Origin of the sequence: Streptomyces sp. NPDC058464 (assembly GCF_042721035.1) — a bacterium.
Classification (GTDB): domain Bacteria; phylum Actinomycetota; class Actinomycetes; order Streptomycetales; family Streptomycetaceae; genus Streptomyces.
In genome coordinates, this window is the sequence record NZ_JBHXMA010000007.1 from 24,997 (window position 1) to 41,637 (window position 16,641).

Consider the following 16,641-nt stretch of genomic DNA (forward strand, 5'->3'; position numbering starts at 1 on the left):
TACAGCCCCGCGCCCCTCAGGTGGGCGTCGGGGCTGTCGGCTGTGAAGTTCCGAATGCCTCGTCCGGGCCGTCCGTCGCCGCTTCCGGGAGCTTCGGGGGCGTGTAGCGGGGCAACGACCCGGCCTTCGGATCTGGACGTACCGCGCCCAGGATCGGGTTCGCCGCGATCGGGGAGACCTTGATCTTGGCGCCGGGGCGGGGGGCCTGGACCACCTTGCCGTCGCCCAGGTAGAGGGCTACGTGGGTGGCCTCGGGGAAGTAGACGACCAGGTCGCCGGGGCGGAGGCGGTTCAGGGGGACGTGGGGCAGGTCGGCCCACTGTTCCTGGCTGGTCCTCGGGATGGACGTGCCGGCGTGGTCCCAGGCCTGTGAGGTCAGACCCGAGCAGTCGTACGACGCCGGGCCCGCCGCGCCCCACCGGTACGGCTTGCCCAGCTGCTGCACCGCGTAGCGCACGGCACGGTCGCCTTCCGGGGAGGGGGGTGGCGTGGTGGTGCTCAGGGTGCCGGACGCGGTGAGGTTCCGCTGGGCGTCCGCCGTCTCGGTCCGCTCCAGGTCCGCCAGGGCGGTGAGCTGGTCGGGGGTGAGGGAAGCGAGCATGCGCTCCACGTCGGAGAGGCGGGCCCGTACCTCGTCACGCTGCTTCCTCTGCCCCTCGGCGAGGGCGAGTCGGGTGTCGAGTGCCCTGCGGGCCCGGCGGGCCAGGTCGGCCCGTCTGCGCTCGTCGTCGGCCAGCCGGCCCACCGTCTTCGCCCGCCGGCGTGCCAGTTCGCCGATGACATGGCCCTCGTCGAGCGCGTGCTGCGGGTCGCGGGCGAGGAGCAGGCGGAGGTACGGGGAGAGCCCGGTGGAGCTCTGGTACTGCTGCCGGGCCAGCCGGCCCGCCTCGTCCTTGCTGCTGTGCAGGGAGAGCCGGGCCTCGGCCAGCTCGCCGTTCAGCCGGTTCACCTCGGTGCGCTGCCGGTTCAGCCGCTCCTCGGCCGCGTTGTAGGTCTCGGTGGCCTGCTCGGCCTGCCGGTACGCCTGTTGAAGGTCCGTCAGCAGCTCGGCGACCGGCCGCCCCGGGTCGGGTGCGGCGAGTGCGGGCAGGGGCGTGAGGACCGCCTGGGCCGCCGCCACCGCGGCCGTACAGGCCAGACGCAGAAACCTTCCTGGCACGTCATCACCTCCGATGCGGGACGGTCTCTCCGTTCCACATCGCGATGATCACGTGATTATCAGACGTGTATGCGTGGCCCGCGCGGCGAGTGCGGCGATTCGGCCCAGTCATATCCCCCGACGGTGTCACCGGTCGGTGTCACCCGTGGGCGTCGTCCGGCCCGCCGGGTGGCGTCGCGTCCGGTGCGGGGGCCGGATCCGGGTCCGGCTTCGACCACGGCCACTTCGGCCTGCCGCCGCCCGCCCCGCCGCCCCTGCCCGTCGGGTCGTACTCGTACTTCCAGCCCTGGGACAGGCCCAGACTCCCCCACGCTCGGCTTCGCTCGCGCGGGGGGACCCCCACGCTCTGCCCGCGGGGCACGCGGCGGTAGACCAGGACCGTGGGCGGCCCGCCGGCCGGGTCCGGGACCGGGATGCGGTACGTCTTCGGTGGGTGGCCGGTCATGCCGAGCAGCACGGGCAGCACCCGCCCGTCCATGGGGCCGCCCTCGAAGGGGGTGTCCTGACTCTTCACGGCACCAGTTTCAGACATCCGCCGCGAGGGCGTCGACGAGGGCGGCGGTCTGCGGGTCGCGGCGCGCGGTCACGCTGAGTACGGCGGCGAACTGGTCGACCAGCCAGTCCCGCAGCTCGTCGACGGGCGGCTGCTTGTCCTCGTCGAGCCAGATGAGGGAGGCCGCCTCGACGGCGGTGATCCACATCCGGACGGTCATCCGCAGCCGGGGGCCCGGGGCGGCGACGTCCAGGTGGCTGAGAATGTGCTGCGCGGCGGCCCGCCGTACGCCGTCCACGATCGCCGTCGTCCGCGAGGTCTCGACCACGCTGCCGCCCTGGAGCAGGGCGCTGAAGCCGGCGTCGTGCTGGTCGACGAAGGCGAGGTAGCGGTCGAGGGCGCGGGCGAGACGGGGCAGGAGGGGGCCCTCACGGGGCTCGTCGAAGCAGTGCTCGAGCTCCTCGGCGGCCGACCTGAGGGCGGCCTCGTAGAGCTGCTGCTTGCCGCCGGGGAAGTAGCGGTACACCAGGGGGCGGGAGACCCCGGCCGCCTCCGCCACGTCGTCGAGCGACACGTCCTCGGGCACGCGGTGCGCGAAGAGGGAGAGGGCCGCGTCGAGCAGCTGACTGCGCCGCTCCTCGACGGACAGCCTGCGGTAGGCGGGGGTGGCGGCCTGCGGGGTCATGCGATCAGCGTATGCGCTGGGCCGGGGGCGCCGCGACGGGCACCGGCCGGTGGTCGGGTGCGGCACCGTCGTGGCTGGTCGCGCAGTCCCCCGCGCCCCTGACGGGGCGCTACGGCAGCGCGCCCCCGAAGGGGCGCGGGGAACTGCGCGAGCAACCACCACGCACCCGCGGCCGAGATCCGGCCGGATCAGGCGGCGCCTGCCACCGAGGGGAGGTACGCCTCTGCCCTCCCCGGTTCGGAGAGGCAAGCGGAAGGCCTCGCAAGGCTTATACCAGCGGCTTCCGCCGAACCGACCGGCTGCACACGGGGCCGTGGGCCGTCTGTGGGCCGTCTGTGGGCCGTCCGAGAGGATGCCGGCCTGGCGTACACCGCCGAGATCGCCGTCCGGGTCCTGAGCCCTGAGCGCGTCGGCCACGGGGCCGGGAAGCGGTACGTCCCTGGTCTTTCCGCCCTTGGGCAACGCGAACACGGGCTTGCTACGGCTGCCCGCTCCCGGGCCGGCCATGGTCACCGTTCCGGCAGGAGCGTCGGCGGTTTCCACCGACGGGCGGCGCCCAAGGCGGGGACGCCTCAGGTCACGTCCGTGGCCGGGGGATGCCGCGCAGGGACGGTTCGGAGGGAGGCAAGGCAGGCGGCACACGGTGTCAGAGGGCCGGCAGGGCCTCACCGCGGCGGGGTGCGCGGCGTTGGTCCAGCCAGAAGGTGTAGCCGCGCAGATACGCCTGCAGTCCGTCGTCGATGTAGGCGACGAAGTCCAGGTGGCCTTGGGCGGCGTCGTGATAGTGCTCCTGGAACTGGGCGGACCCGTTGCTGCCCCAGCCCGGGTGGGTGCCGGCGCCCCAGTCGGCCGCGATGGCCAGCGCCCACTCGCGGACGCGGCCTCGGTCGCGCCACCACGCGCGGACGGTGTCGGGGGTCCAGTGGTCGTCGCCGTCCCAGCCGTAACCGCTGTACAGCTCCAGGCGGGCAGCCGAGACCACTGCCTCGGTCTCCCTTTCACTCACGGGCTGGCGGTAGACGAACTCCGTTCCGAAGCCGTCCCCGTAGTCGTCGTCGTAGGCAATATGGTGCGGTGCATCCAGCCGGCCGGTGGCCATGGAGTCGGTGGCCGCACCGTAGAACGGGCCTGGGACGTTGCGCCAGTTCCGTTCCGCCCAGACGCCCGAGAAGACTTCCCTCGTCGATGCCGCAGCGACGACGAGTTGCCGTGCCGTGGGCAGCGGATCCCAGTAACCACGCACGAAAAACCCCCTCGATCGAGAGCACCCGGACGAGGTCGTCTTCCCCACCGGTGGACATGAGGACATGGCTCAGGCGGATCGCAGCAGGGAGACGATCGCCGAGAGTGCCCAGAGCAGTGCCATGGCCCCCAAGAACAGGGAGATCCCACCGTAGACCCAGATGTTCATGTGCCTGTCGTAGGCGATCAGGATGATCCGCTCGGGATCCTCCGGCCGGTACAGGAGCTCGACTCCGTCGCCCTCGGACAGTGGGCTGCGCACCGCGTGTGCTCCGCCCTCACCCGTGGCCTTCCGGCCGTCCGGGAGCGCGTAGCGGACCCGAGGGTACAGCTGTGCGTCCCCGTCCCCGTCCGTCGTTTCCCGGATGTCGACGACAGTGCCGGTCGTCCGGATCCCACGGCGGCGAACTCGGTGAACTCGCCGAGCATCACGCCCCATTGCAACGGTGGCACCGACGAACACCGCGCTGAGCAGGGCCTCCACCATGAACTCCCCCATGCGAGAACCCTAGGTCTCACATGGCCGGGTCGTCATCGTTCACGTTTCAAGGGAACTGGGCGTGCCGGACCACCCTCGGACCGTCTCCGGGCCGTCCGAGGGTGGCCGACGACGACCGATGACGACCGTCAACGACAGCTCGACCGCGGGTCGGAGAAGTGTCAGGCCCCGGCCACCGAGGCCAGATAGGCCTCCGTCTTCTCCGGCTCGTAGAAGAAGTTCTCGTAGTCGGAGGGGTCGTTGAAGCCGTTGGCGAAGCGGTCGGCGACCGGGGGGAGCTGGCCCGCGGCGCCGATCAGGTTGAGGATGTGCTCCGGCGGGGGCGCCAGCATGGCGTTCGTCCACTTGGTGACGTGCTGGGCCGTGTTCCAGTAGCGGTCGAACGTCTCCTGCATCCAGGTCTCGTCGAACTCCTTCTCGCCGTTCTCGAGGATGGAGGCGAGGTAGGAGGCGGCGCACTTGGCGGCCGAGTTGGAACCCTGGCCCGTGATCGGGTCGTTGGCGACGACGACGTCCGCGACGCCGAGGACCAGGCCGCCGCCGGGGAGGCGGCCGATGGGGTTGCGGACGGTGGGGGCGTAGCGGCCGGCGAGGGTGCCGCCGGCGTCGGTCAGTTCGACCTTGGTGGCCCGCGCGTGCTCCCAGGGCGTGTACCGCTCCATGAGTTCCAGGGTCAGGGAGAGGTGCTCCGAGGGGTCCTTGACGCCGTTGAAGACGTCCAGCGGGCCGCCGGGTATGCCCTCCCAGAAGAGGATGTCGGCGGGGCCGGAGGTGGTGAGGGTCGGCATGACGAAGAGTTCGCCCACGCCGGGGACCAGGTTGCAGCGGACCGCGTAGTAGTCCGGGTGCTCGGGGCGGGGGCCGAGGCCGTGGACGTAGGAGACGGCCAGGGCGCGCTGCGGCTCCGTGTAGGGGGAGCGGGAGGCGTCGCGGCCGAACATCTGGACCAGTTCGCCCTTGCCGGCCGAGACCAGCACCAGGTCGTACGTGCGGGCGAAGTAGTCCAGGTCGCCGACGGCCGCGCCGTGGATGACCAGCTGGCCGCCGCGCTGGGCGAAGGTCTCCATCCAGCCGGCCATCTTCACCCGCTGGTCGACCGACTGCGCGTACCCGTCGAGCTTGCCCACCCAGTCGATGGCACGGGCCGCGGGACCCTCGGCCCAGGAGCCGGGGGCGGCGACCGAGACGCCGAGTCCTTCGATCTTCGGGGCCTGGGACTCCCAGAAGTTCAGCTGGAGATCGCGCTCGTGCTGCAGTGCCGTGTGGAACATGCACTGCGTCGACATGACCCGCCCGGAGCGGATCTCGTCCGCGGTCCGGTTCGACATCAGGGTGACCTCGTAGCCGTGCGACTGGAGGCCGAGGGCGAGCTGGAGACCGGCCTGGCCGGCCCCCACGACGAGTATCTTCCGCATGCGGTGGTGGCTCCTAAGGGTTCAGAAGATCTACCCGGGGTGCTACTCGGGGGTTTCGTCCAGCGCGTGGGCGACCAGTGACAGCAGTGTCTCGATGGCCGAGATCCGACGGCGGGCGTCCATGATCATTACAGGTATGTGCGGAGGGATCGTCAATGCCTCGCGCACGTCCTCGGGTTCGAAGCGCTCGCTGCCGTCGAAGTGGTTGACCGCGACGACGTACGGCAGTCCGCAGCTCTCGAAGTAGTCCAGCGCCGGGAAGCAGTCCTTCAGGCGCCGGGTGTCCGCGAGGACGACGGCGCCGATCGCGCCGCGCACCAGGTCGTCCCACATGAACCAGAACCGCTGCTGGCCCGGCGTGCCGAACAGGTAGAGCACCAGGTCGTCGTCGAGCGTGATGCGGCCGAAGTCCATGGCCACGGTGGTGGTCGTCTTGCCGGGCGTGGCGGTGAGGTCGTCGGTCTCCTCGCTCGCCTCGGTCATCAGCGCCTCGGTCTGCAGGGGCGTGATCTCCGAGACGGCCGTGACCAGCGTGGTCTTGCCGACACCGAAGCCGCCGGCCACGACGATCTTCGTGGCGATCGGGGCCCGGCTGCGGTCCGTCTGCCAGGACCGCTCGTGCTCCTCCCCGTCGAGGAGCGGGTTGACGCCGGTGACGTCAGAGACGGCGTAGTCCACTCAGCACCCTTTCCAGCAGAGCGCGGTCCGGGCGGCCGGCGCCGTGCCCCGTCCCGGTGCCGTACACACGGATCTTTCCCTGGTCCGCGAGGTCACTGAGCAGGACCCGGACCACACCGAGCGGCATCTTCAGCAGCGCGGCGATCTCGGCCACCGTGCGCATACGGCGGCACAGTTCGACGATGGCCCGCATCTCCGGCATCACCCGGGTGTTGAGGGAACCATTCGTCAGTTCCTTGCGCTCCTCCGGGGCCTCAAGGGCGGCCACGAACGTCTCCACGAGGAGGACGTGGCCGAAGCGGGTACGGCCGCCGGTGAGCGAGTAGGGGCGGACGCGGGCGGGTTTGCGGTCGCCGCCGCGTACGGGGAGGTTCTGCCTGCGGTTCTTCGGCGCGTTGCTCATCGGCCGCTCCTCGGCGCGTCGGCCTCCAGTGACTGGCGTAGCTCGGTGCGGAGTTCGGGGGTGAGGACGTGGCCGGCGCGGCCGACGAACAGTGCCATGTGATATGCCACCACGCTCATGTCGCACTCCGCGCTGCCGTGCACACCCAGCAGCGAGCCGTCGCTGATCGACATGACGAAGAGGCTGCCCTCGTCCATCGCGACCATCGTGTGCTTGACCGGACCGAACTCCATCAGCTTGGCGGTGCCGACGGTGAGGCTGCCGATGCCGGAGACGATGGTGGCGAGGTCGGCGGAGGAGCCGCGCGGGCCCTTCCGCTTCTCGTTCCTGGCCTCGCGGGCCTCCTCGTTGCGGCCGGGGTCCGAGGAGAGCAGGAGCAGCCCGTCCGAGGAGACCACGGCGACCGACTGGATACCGGGCACCTCCTCGATGAGGTTGCTCAGCAGCCAGTGCAGGTTACGAGCCTCACTGCTCAGTCCGAAGGTACTGGGCGCGGTCAACTGCTTGCCTCCTCGACAGTGCCCCCCGTGGCTTCTTCGGATACGGCTGTTGCGGGTACGGCTCGTGCGGTGCTCGGCACCTTGTTCTGCCCCGTCTGCTCGGCGATCTCCGCCTCCACGTCACGCCGGCCGGCGTCGGCGCCCCGGCGGAAGCCGCCGAGCCTGCGGCGGAGGGCGTCCGCGTCGACGCCGGTGCTGCGCTGGCGGGGCGGTGGGGCGGGAGCGGTGATCCTGGGAGTGCGCTTGGGGAGGCCCTTGCTGGTGACCTCGTCGTCGTCCGCCTCGGCGTCCCCCTGCGGGGCGTACTCGCCGTCGGCGGGCGCGAGCCGCGGGCGGGTGTGCTCCTCGGCTTCGCCGAGGTCGTTCCCACCCGCACCACCCGTGCGGCTTTCGTTGTCAAGTGCGGGTGGCCCCAGCGGGGCAAGTTCACCGTCGGCGGCTGCGGGCTGCGGTCGCGTCCTCGTCTCGGCGTCGGCAGGGTGCGCTCGCTCCCCGGCCGCTCCCGCCCCCGCCCCCGCCCCCGCACCCGTCTCCGGCTCCAGCGGGACCAGGAGCTCCATCGTCGTCTCGGCGAACGTCTCCGCGGGCGCCTTCGGGCGGGCCGTCGGCTCGGGTGCCGCCGGCTTCGGCAGGGCCGCCTGTTCGTGGGCGGGCTGCTCGTCCGCCTCCCGTACCGCCTTCTCCGCCAGCGTCACCAGAGGGTCGCCGGACGTGGAGCGGCCGTACAGAACGTTGGAGTTGACCTCCGCGTCCGCGCCGGGGAGGGAGAAGGCGTGGGCGCCGGCCGGGGTCGTCGTGGCCGAGGGGACCGCCGGCGGGGCCTGGGCCAGCAGCGGTTGGGGCAGGACCACGACCGCGGCCACCCCGCCCTGCTTCTGCTCGCGCAGCTGGACGCGGACGCCGTGCCGGTGGGCCAGCCGGGCCACCACGTAGAGGCCGAGGCCGAGACCGTCCTCGCCCTCCTGGTCGTAGGGCGACTCAGGGTCGAACTCGGCGAGTCGGCCGTTGAGGCGGACCATGCGGTCGGCGGTCATGCCGATGCCCTCGTCCTGGACGGAGAGCATGACCTCGCCGCTCTCCAGCAGCCAGCCGGAGATCTCGACGGGGACGTCGGGCGGGGAGGACGCGGTGGCGTTCTCCATGAGTTCGGCGAGGAGGTGGGAGAGGTCGTCGGCGGCGAAGCCGGCCACGTGCGCGTGCGGGGGGAGGGACGCGATCCGGACCCGCTCGTAGCGCTCGATCTCGCTGACCGCCGCCCGGACGACGTCCACCAGCGGGATCGGGCCCGCGTGCTGCTGGACGTGTTCGGTGCCGGCGAGGACCAGGAGGTTCTCGCTGTGGCGGCGCATGACCGTGGCGAAGTGGTCGAGCTTGAAGAGGGTCGACAGGCGGTCGGGGTCCTGTTCGCGCTCCTCCAGGGTCTCGATGACCGCCAGCTGGCGTTCGACCAGGCCGAGGGTGCGCAGCGCGAGGTTGACGAAGGTGGAGCCGATGCTGGTGCGCAGCCGCTCCAGCTGGCCGGCGGCGTCGGTGACCTCGGCGCGCAGTTCCTCGCGGGCGTCGGCCATCTTCTGGCGCTGGCCGACCAGGTGCTTGCGGTCGGTCTCCAGGGTGGCGATGCGGTCGTAGAGCTCGGCGGCGTGCGCGTGCAGGGCGTTGACGGAGCGGACGACCTGGGCGAACTCGTCGTTGCGGCCGGTGAAGGCGATCGGTTCCGCGGTGCGCGGGTCCTCCGCCTCGGCGAGGCGGGCCGAGCCCCGGCGGAGCACGGAGAGAGGGCGGGTGAGGGTGCGGGCCATGGCCGTGGCGATGCCGACCGCGACCAGCATCAGGGCGCCGAGCACCGCGACCCGGATCTCCAGCGCGGTGACGTCGTCGTCGCGGAGGACCGCGAGGTCCTTGGTGCGGCGGTCGTAGAGGGCCGACTCCACGCCCCGCATCAGCTCGACCCGGGCGGTCAGCGCCGCGTCCAGCTTCTTGGTGCCGGTGCCGAGGTCGTCGTCCGAGAGGGTCGGCTGGTCGGTGAGGGCGGCCAGGTACTTGTCGGCGTCGTTGACGTCGTTGCCGGTGACCGTGGAGTCGTACGAGTCGACCGCCGTCTTGGGCGCGGTGTCGCGGAAGTCGGCGAGGGCCGCGTCGGCGCGCAGCCGGGCCTGCTGGGCGGCGGCGGCGAGCGCGTCGCGCTGCTTCTTGTCGGCCTCGGAGGTGGTGGTGCTGGTGGTGGGCAGACCGGTGATCGGGTCGATCGTGGTCTGGGTGGTGCTCGGGATGTTCAGGGCGGCGAGCAGCAGGCCCCGGGCCGCCGCGGACTGCTGGACGGCGGAGTCCAGTTCGGCGAGCGCGTAGGCGCCGGAGCCGGCCCTCGGGGGCATCTGCTCGGCCAGTTCCTCGGCGAGCCGGTGCAGTTCGGTGATGGTCTGCGTGTACGCCTCGTGGGTTTCGAGGGCCGTGCTCTTGCCGGTGAGCGCCGCGCGGCGGACGGCGGCGATGCCGTCGAGGTCGGTGCGCAGCCAGCCGGGGGCGTCGGTGTCCGCGCGCAGGTCCTCGACCTGGCGGTCGACACGGGCGCTGCGGTCCTCCGCGGGCGCCTTGGACTTGGGGCGGCCCGCCGCGATGTAGGAGGTGACCTCGTCGCGCTCGTCGGCCAGCGAGTTGGCGAGGGCCAGCGCGTCCTGGGTGCGGCCGGCCAGGGTCACCAGGTCCTGGGAGTCGCTCAGCTGCCCGGAGGCGGTGAGCAGGGCGGGTGCTCCGGCTCCCGCGATCGCGGCGGCGACCACGGCCACGGCCACGATCAGCCGGGTACGGACGTGCTTGGGGCGGCCGGTGCCGACGGGGGCCGCGGCGCCCGTTTCGGAGGCCGTCTTCTTGCCTGCGCGCCGAGGCCGCGTCTTCTGCACCGGTGCTCGCATTCCTGAACTCGTGTACCCAAGGGGTTGGGTGGCACCCCGTCATAATCCCCGGCATTTCGGTGCCAAGTGGTGCGTGCACCCGATTCGTACGGTCCCCGACCCTCCCAGCGCCGGTGGGCAGTGGTCTCGCATCACTCCAGCCGCCACCCGAAGGAGTGAACATCGGAGGGGAGTTGGCGGGCAAGTTCCGGCGGACCGTGCGGGTGCCTTTTCCGGCTGGCCGGTTGGACGCGGACGGCAGGCTTTGGCAGGATTCGCCACCGCACCTTCCCGGAGTGCGTCATTCCACCCCAAAACAGGCGGCTGACCTGCGGGACCGTATCAATTCCGGGGTCGTTGCCAGCCTTTGGTGAAGCGCGTGAAGGGGTCGTGCAGACTGGCCGAATGCGTACTGAAGTCGTTTCGGAACCCGGCGCCCCCGACCGCCCCAACGAGGACTTCGCCGGTGTCGGGCTTCCCGCCTCGGGACAGGGGGGTTGCCTGATCGTCCTGGACGGGGTCACCCCGCCGCGGGACGGCACCGGGTGTCTGCATTCCGTCCCCTGGTTCACCGCGCGGCTAGGCGGCGCGCTGACCGAACTGACCGTTTCGCGAGGAGATCTGACGCTGCGGGAGATCCTCGAACGGGCGATCGACCGCACAGCGGCCGCACACGGTGACACCTGTGACCTTTCTCACCCGCGTACGCCCCAGGCGACGGTCGTGCTGAGCCGCTGGTCCGAGGAGACGGTGGAGTTCCTGGTCCTGTCCGACTCCGCGCTGCTCCTGAGGTCCCCCGGCGGCACGGTCACCCCGGTCCTGGACGACCGGCTCGACCGCGTGCCCCGCGCCTCGCTCGCCTCGGACGCGATCGCCGACGCCACGGTCCGCAACCGGGAGGGCGGCTTCTTCACGGCCGCCGCCGATCCCTCGGTGGCCGCCCGCGCGGTCACCGGGACCGTGCCCCGCGCCGAGGTCCGCGCGCTGGCCGCGCTCACGGACGGGGCGACCCGCTGGACGGAGAAGTTCCGCGAGGGCGACTGGACGGCCCTCCTCGACGTCGTCCGCAAGGAGGGGGCGCGGGCGCTGGTCGACCGGGTGCGGGAGCTGGAGGAGGCCGACCGGGAGGAGCGGGTGTTCCTGCGGCGGAGCAAGACGCACGACGACGCGACGGTGGTGTACGTCGAGCTGTGAGGCTCCCGGCGACGGCAAGCCGTGCGGCTCCCGGCGACGGCGTGGCGGCTACTTCTCCATGACGCCGTTCAACTGCTGGAGCAGCCGGGCCAGTTCCGCGACCTCGCTGCGGTCCCAGTGGGCGAGCTGACGGACGTAGCGGCCGCGGCGGGCCTCGCGGACCGTGCCGACCCGGCGCCGGCCCTCGTCGGTGAGGGCGACCAGCCAGGCCCGCCCGTCGGCCGGGTCGGGCTCCCGGGCGATCAGGCCGAGCTCCTCCAGGGCGCGCAGCTGGCGGGACATGGTGGCCTTGCCGACGCCGATGTAGCCGGCCAGTTCGGTGGCGCGCTGGCCGCCGCACTCGTCGAGCCGCACGAGCAGTCCGTACGCGGCGGACTCCAGGTCGGGGTGGACCTCCCGGGCCATCTCGCCCTGGCTGGCCCGGGCGCGGCGCAGCAGCACCGTCAACTCGCGCTCCAGGGCCAGGAACTCCTGGTCCGCACCACTCGGCGTCAGCCCGGTGGCGGGGCGCTGTCCGTCGCCCTGTTCGTCCTCGTGCACGTCAGCACCCCTGATCGGTTTCACAGTCCTGAAAGTTTCCGTCAATCCCCGTCATCGCCGCAGCTCGCCAAGTATTCCGCAGGCTCAGACCAGCGGCAGCCTCCGGACCCCCTTCCCCGGGGATCCGGCCCGTGCGTGGCGTCTGCGCCCAGGAGACCGACGGCATGCCCACGCTGGCAGATGGCGGCACGCCGTGTGACACCGCGTCGTGTCGCACCGCGTTGACCGACCGCCTCTGGCATATCTGGGATCTTCACCTCACCCCACGGAGGCACGTCATGCCCGTGCACAGACCCACCCCCACGCTCCTCACCACCCTCTTCACGCTGCTGTTCGCGGCGCTCTCCCCGATCCCCGCCCACGCCGAGGCGTCCGGCCCGGCGGTCCCGGTCCGCGGCTCGGCGTACATGGGCATCGGCGTCCTGGCCCACGACGGCCAGAGCGGCACGCCCAAGACCGGCCTCGCCACCCAGACCGAGGGTGTCGACGTCGCCAGCTACCAGGGCGACGTCGCCTGGCCGACCCTGCTGAGCAGCGGGGTCAGATGGGCGTACTCCAAGGCCACGGAAGGCACGTACTACACCAACCCCTACTTCGCCCAGCAGTACAACGGCTCCTACGACGTCGGCATGACCCGCGGCGCGTACCACTTCGCGACCCCGGACACCACGGGCGGCGCCACCCAAGCCGACTACTTCGTCGACCACGGCGGCGGCTGGTCCCAGGACGGCCGGACCCTGCCCGGCGTCCTCGACATCGAGTGGAACCCGTACGGCGGAGCGTGCTACGGCAAATCCGCGAGCGGGATGGTCACCTGGATCACCGACTTCCTGAACCGGTACAAGGCCCGGACGGGCCGGGCCGCCGTCATCTACACGGCGACCAGCTGGTGGAAGGACTGCACCGGCAACTACAGCGGCTTCGGCGCCAACAACCCGCTGTGGGTCGCCCGGTACGCCTCGGACGTGGGCACGCTGCCGGCCGGCTGGTCCACGTACACGATGTGGCAGTACACCTCGACCGGACCGACGGTCGGGGACCACGACAAGTTCAACGGGGCCGTCGACCGAGTGGTGGCACTCGCCAACGGGTGACCGGCTGACGCGCAGGGCGAAGGCCCGGGTTCCCTCGCGGGGACCCGGGCCTTCTCTGCTTCCGGCAGCGTCCGTCACGCCGCTACCGGAACCTCCGGCGCCGCGCCGTTCACGGCGGGCGCGAGCGCCAGTTCCAGGACCTGCCGGACGTCGGTCACGGCGTGGACGTCGAGCTTGTCCAGCACCTCGGCCGGGACGTCGTCCAGGTCGGCCTCGTTGCGCTTGGGGATGATCACGGTCGTCACCCCGGCGCGCTGGGCGGCGAGCAGCTTCTGCTTCACGCCGCCGATGGGCAGCACCCGGCCGGTCAGCGAGACCTCGCCGGTCATCGCCACGTCCGTGCGGACCAGCCGCCCGGAGAGCAGCGACGCGAGGGCCGTCGTCATGGTGACGCCGGCGCTCGGGCCGTCCTTCGGGACCGCGCCCGCCGGGAAGTGGATGTGCACGCCCCGCTCCTTCAGGTCGCCGACCGGGAGTTCCAGTTCGGCGCCGTGCGAGCGGAGGAAGGACAGGGCGATCTGCGCCGACTCCTTCATCACGTCGCCCAGCTGACCGGTGAGGGTCAGACCCGCCGCACCCGTCTCCGGGTCGGCGAGGGACGCCTCGACGAAGAGGACGTCGCCGCCGGCGCCGGTGACCGCGAGGCCGGTCGCCACTCCGGGGACCGCCGTGCGCCGCTCGGCCGGGTCCTGCGCGGACTCGGGCACGTGGTGCGGCCGGCCGATCAGGGCCCGCAGGTCCTCGTCCGTGATCGTGAACGGCAGCTCCCGGTCGCCGAGTTCGTGCTGCGCGGCCACCTTGCGGAGCAGCCGGGCGATCGAGCGCTCCAGGGTGCGGACGCCCGCCTCGCGCGTGTACTCGCCGGCGAGCTTGCGCAGCGCGCTCTCGTCGAGGGTCACCTCGTCCTTGCCGAGACCGGCCCGGTCCAGCTGGCGCGGGAGCAGGTGGTCACGGGCGATGACGACCTTCTCGTCCTCGGTGTAGCCGTCCAGGCGGACCAGCTCCATACGGTCGAGCAGGGCCTCCGGGATCGCCTCCAGGACGTTGGCGGTGGCGAGGAAGACGACGTCGGACAGGTCGAGTTCGACTTCCAGGTAGTGGTCGCGGAAGGTGTGGTTCTGCGCCGGGTCCAGGACTTCGAGCAGGGCCGCGGCCGGGTCGCCGCGGAAGTCGGAGCCCACCTTGTCGATCTCGTCGAGCAGGACGACCGGGTTCATCGAACCGGCCTCCTTGATGGCCCGCACGATCCGGCCGGGCAGCGCGCCGACGTACGTACGGCGGTGACCGCGGATCTCGGCCTCGTCGCGGACGCCGCCGAGGGCGACCCGGACGAACTTGCGGCCCATCGCGTGCGCGACCGACTCGCCGAGCGAGGTCTTGCCGACACCGGGCGGGCCGACGAGGGCCAGCACGGCACCGCCACGGCGCCCGCCGATGACTCCGAGCCCCCGGTCGTTACGGCGCTTGCGCACCGCCAGGTACTCGGTGATCCGCTCCTTCACGTCCTCCAGGCCGGCGTGCTCGGCGTCCAGGATCGCCTTGGCGCCCTGGATGTCGTACGCGTCCTCCGTCCGCTCGTTCCACGGCAGTTCCAGCACCGTGTCCAGCCAGGTGCGGATCCACGAGCCCTCGGGCGACTGGTCGCTGGACCGCTCCAGCTTGTCGACCTCCTTGAGGGCGGCCTCCCGGACCTTCTCGGGCAGGTCGGCGGCCTCCACGCGGGCGCGGTAGTCGTCGGACTCCTCGCCGTCCTTCGCGGCGTCGCCGTTCAGCTCGCGCAGCTCCTTGCGGACCGCCTCCAGCTGGCGGCGGAGCAGGAACTCACGCTGCTGCTTGTCGACGCCCTCCTGGACGTCCTTGGCGATGGTCTCGGCCACGTCCTGCTCGGCGAGGTGGTCGCGGAGCTGCTGGGTGGCGAGCTTGAGCCGGGCGACCGCGTCGACGGTCTCCAGCAGCTCGATCTTCTGTTCGGTGGTCAGGAAGGGCGAGTAGCCGGAGTTGTCGGCGAGCTGGGACACGTCGTCGATGGCCTGCACCCGGTCCACGACCTGCCAGGCGCCGCGCTTGCGCAGCCAGGCGGTGGCGAGGGCCTTGTACTCCTTGACCAGTTCGGTGACATGACCGGGCACCGGGTCCGGGACGTTCTCGTCGATACGGGTGCCCTCCACCCACAGGGCGGCACCCGGGCCGGTCGTACCGGCGCCGATGCGTACCCGGTAGCGGCCGCGGATCAGCGCGCCCGGGTCGCCGTCGGCGAGGCGGCCGACCTGCTCGATGGTCCCGAGCACACCGGTGCCCGGGTAGGTCCCGTCGACACGCGGCACCAGCAGCACCCTGGGCTTGCCGGGCTCGGTGCGGGCGGCGGCCTGCGCTGCCTCCACGGCGGCGCGTACATCAGCGTCCTTCAGGTCCAGCGGGACCACCATCCCGGGCAGCACGACCTCGCCGTCGAGAGGCAGCACAGGGAGGGTGAGTGATGCGGACGTCGAAGCCATGATCTCCCCTTCGGCAGTCAACTTGAGTTATGCCGACTCAATGCATGTGAGCCACCGAATGTTCCCAAGCGTGCGTTCGCTGTCAGCGATCGGCTGCCGACCTGGCCGTACGGGAGATACGGCGGATGCCTACACCGCGAAAAACAGTTGATCGGCACGGGCGCATTCCCCGTACGGTCGGCCGGTGACCGACACCGACACCACCGCGGCCCTGCTCGCCGCCTACGACGGGCAGATGCGCGCCGTCCAGCCCGTCCCCGCGCCCGGCATCACCTACGAGCACGACGGCCCCGTCCTGCGCGTCGTCGGCCAGCACCGCGGCTTCGTGACCGGGCCGCGCGACTGGGGCGGGGTGCGCGGCCCCGAGTTGGACGCGCTGATCGCCCGGCAGCGGGACTTCTTCGCGGCGCGCGGCGAGGCGGTGGAGTGGAAGACGCGCGGGCACGACGACCCGGCGGACCTCCCCGACCGGCTGCGGGCGGCGGGCTTCGTGCCCGAGCCGCAGGAGACGGTCGTGGCCGCCCTGGTCGCGGACCTGGCCGTACAGTCCCCGGTGCTCCCTCCGGGGGTGGTCCTGCGCCGGGTCAGCGCCGACGCGGACCTGGAGCGGATCGCCGGGCTGGAGACCGCCGTCTGGGGCGAGGACATGGCGTGGGTCGCCGACTACCTCAGGGGCCGGCTCACGGTCGCGCCCGACGACAACGAGGTGTTCGTGGCCGAGGCGGCAGGCGAGGTCGTGTCGGCGGCCTGGGTCGCCTTCCGGCCCGGCACGGACTTCGCCATGCTGCTGGGCGGCTCCACGCTGGCCGAGTGGCGCGGCAAGGGCATCTACCGCGCCCTGGTGGCCCTCCGCGCATCCCGCGCGGCGGCCCGGAACGCGCCCTACCTCCTCGTCGAGGCCTCCGACGACAGCACCCCGATCCTGAAGCGCCTGGGCTTCACGGCGATGACGACGACAACGCCGTACGTCTGGACCCCGGCCGCCTGAGGCCCGCCCCACTCAAACGCACCCCACTGAAGCGCACCCCACTGAAGCGCACCCCACCACTGAAGCGCGCCCCACCACTGAAGCGCGCCCCACCACTGAAGCGCGCCCCACTGAAACGCGCCCCAAAGGGGCGCGGGGAACTGCGCGACCAGCCACGACGATGCCGCACCCGGCAACCGCCCGGCACCCACTACGGCGAGTGGCCCCGGCAGGCAGGCACCGCCGGACAACGCCGTCGGCGCTGGGCACCGTTGCGGCGGAAGAAGAGGGGCACTGCCATGACTCCGCAAGGCCACCGCTACACCACCGCAACGCAACTCACAGGAAAGAAGCCGAAACTGCCAGCAGATTCACAGTGAACGGCGGCG

Annotated in this window: 15 protein-coding genes; 3 read left to right on the forward strand and 12 right to left on the reverse strand. The window is 71.9% G+C overall.

The features are described 5' to 3' along the window. Window positions 1-16 precede the first annotated feature (16 nt). The 10 genes from ACFWPQ_RS11775 to ACFWPQ_RS11820 form a co-directional block, all read right to left on the reverse strand. The gene (locus ACFWPQ_RS11775; RefSeq protein WP_384032380.1) at window positions 17-1,159 is read right to left on the reverse strand and encodes an NlpC/P60 family protein; all 1,143 of its coding nucleotides are present in this window, start codon (window positions 1,157-1,159) and stop codon (window positions 17-19) included. Window positions 1,160-1,298: 139 nt separating this feature from the next. Then, on the reverse strand, window positions 1,299-1,673 hold the full coding sequence (locus tag ACFWPQ_RS11780; RefSeq protein WP_384032382.1) for a hypothetical protein: 375 nt from the start codon (window positions 1,671-1,673) through the stop codon (window positions 1,299-1,301). A 10-nt stretch (window positions 1,674-1,683) separates the two neighbouring features. Then, a complete protein-coding gene (locus tag ACFWPQ_RS11785) occupies window positions 1,684-2,337 on the reverse strand; it encodes a TetR/AcrR family transcriptional regulator (protein ID WP_384032384.1) in 654 nt (217 codons plus the stop codon). A gap of 646 nt (window positions 2,338-2,983) precedes the next feature. Continuing rightward, the gene (locus ACFWPQ_RS11790) at window positions 2,984-3,580 is read right to left on the reverse strand and encodes a ferredoxin (RefSeq protein WP_384032386.1); all 597 of its coding nucleotides are present in this window, start codon (window positions 3,578-3,580) and stop codon (window positions 2,984-2,986) included. A gap of 69 nt (window positions 3,581-3,649) precedes the next feature. Beyond that, window positions 3,650-4,078, reverse strand: coding sequence for a DUF3592 domain-containing protein (locus ACFWPQ_RS11795; protein ID WP_384032388.1), 429 nt, complete (start codon window positions 4,076-4,078; stop codon window positions 3,650-3,652). 161 nt (window positions 4,079-4,239) lie between these two features. After that, a complete protein-coding gene (locus ACFWPQ_RS11800; protein ID WP_384032390.1) occupies window positions 4,240-5,493 on the reverse strand; it encodes a styrene monooxygenase/indole monooxygenase family protein in 1,254 nt (417 codons plus the stop codon). A 42-nt stretch (window positions 5,494-5,535) separates the two neighbouring features. Then, a complete protein-coding gene (locus ACFWPQ_RS11805) occupies window positions 5,536-6,171 on the reverse strand; it encodes an ATP/GTP-binding protein (protein ID WP_384032392.1) in 636 nt (211 codons plus the stop codon). Beyond that, window positions 6,152-6,574: a DUF742 domain-containing protein gene (locus tag ACFWPQ_RS11810; RefSeq protein ID WP_217561068.1), complete on the reverse strand. Its 423-nt coding sequence runs from the start codon at window positions 6,572-6,574 to the stop codon at window positions 6,152-6,154. Before ACFWPQ_RS11810 ends, ACFWPQ_RS11805 begins: the two co-directional genes overlap by 20 nt. After that, window positions 6,571-7,074 carry a roadblock/LC7 domain-containing protein gene (locus tag ACFWPQ_RS11815; protein WP_361290102.1) on the reverse strand — a complete coding sequence of 168 codons (504 nt, stop codon included), beginning with the start codon at window positions 7,072-7,074 and terminating at the stop codon, window positions 6,571-6,573. Before ACFWPQ_RS11815 ends, ACFWPQ_RS11810 begins: the two co-directional genes overlap by 4 nt. Then, a complete protein-coding gene (locus ACFWPQ_RS11820) occupies window positions 7,071-9,971 on the reverse strand; it encodes a nitrate- and nitrite sensing domain-containing protein (protein WP_384032394.1) in 2,901 nt (966 codons plus the stop codon). Before ACFWPQ_RS11820 ends, ACFWPQ_RS11815 begins: the two co-directional genes overlap by 4 nt. 396 nt (window positions 9,972-10,367) lie before the next feature. On the opposite strand from ACFWPQ_RS11820, the gene ACFWPQ_RS11825 reads away from it, so the two are divergent. Next, a complete protein-coding gene (locus ACFWPQ_RS11825) occupies window positions 10,368-11,156 on the forward strand; it encodes a hypothetical protein (RefSeq protein WP_384032396.1) in 789 nt (262 codons plus the stop codon). Window positions 11,157-11,204: 48 nt separating this feature from the next. On the opposite strand, the gene ACFWPQ_RS11830 is transcribed toward ACFWPQ_RS11825, so the two are convergent. Then, a complete protein-coding gene (locus ACFWPQ_RS11830; RefSeq protein WP_384032398.1) occupies window positions 11,205-11,696 on the reverse strand; it encodes a MarR family winged helix-turn-helix transcriptional regulator in 492 nt (163 codons plus the stop codon). A 278-nt stretch (window positions 11,697-11,974) separates the two neighbouring features. Between ACFWPQ_RS11830 and ACFWPQ_RS11835 the strand changes: the two genes are divergently transcribed. After that, window positions 11,975-12,790: a lysozyme gene (locus tag ACFWPQ_RS11835; RefSeq protein WP_384032400.1), complete on the forward strand. Its 816-nt coding sequence runs from the start codon at window positions 11,975-11,977 to the stop codon at window positions 12,788-12,790. 74 nt (window positions 12,791-12,864) lie between these two features. On the opposite strand, the gene lon is transcribed toward ACFWPQ_RS11835, so the two are convergent. Continuing rightward, a complete protein-coding gene (lon, locus tag ACFWPQ_RS11840; RefSeq protein WP_384032402.1) occupies window positions 12,865-15,285 on the reverse strand; it encodes an endopeptidase La in 2,421 nt (806 codons plus the stop codon). Between the two features lie 184 nt (window positions 15,286-15,469). On the opposite strand from lon, the gene ACFWPQ_RS11845 reads away from it, so the two are divergent. Beyond that, a complete protein-coding gene (locus ACFWPQ_RS11845; protein ID WP_384032404.1) occupies window positions 15,470-16,273 on the forward strand; it encodes a GNAT family N-acetyltransferase in 804 nt (267 codons plus the stop codon). Window positions 16,274-16,641 lie beyond the last annotated feature (368 nt).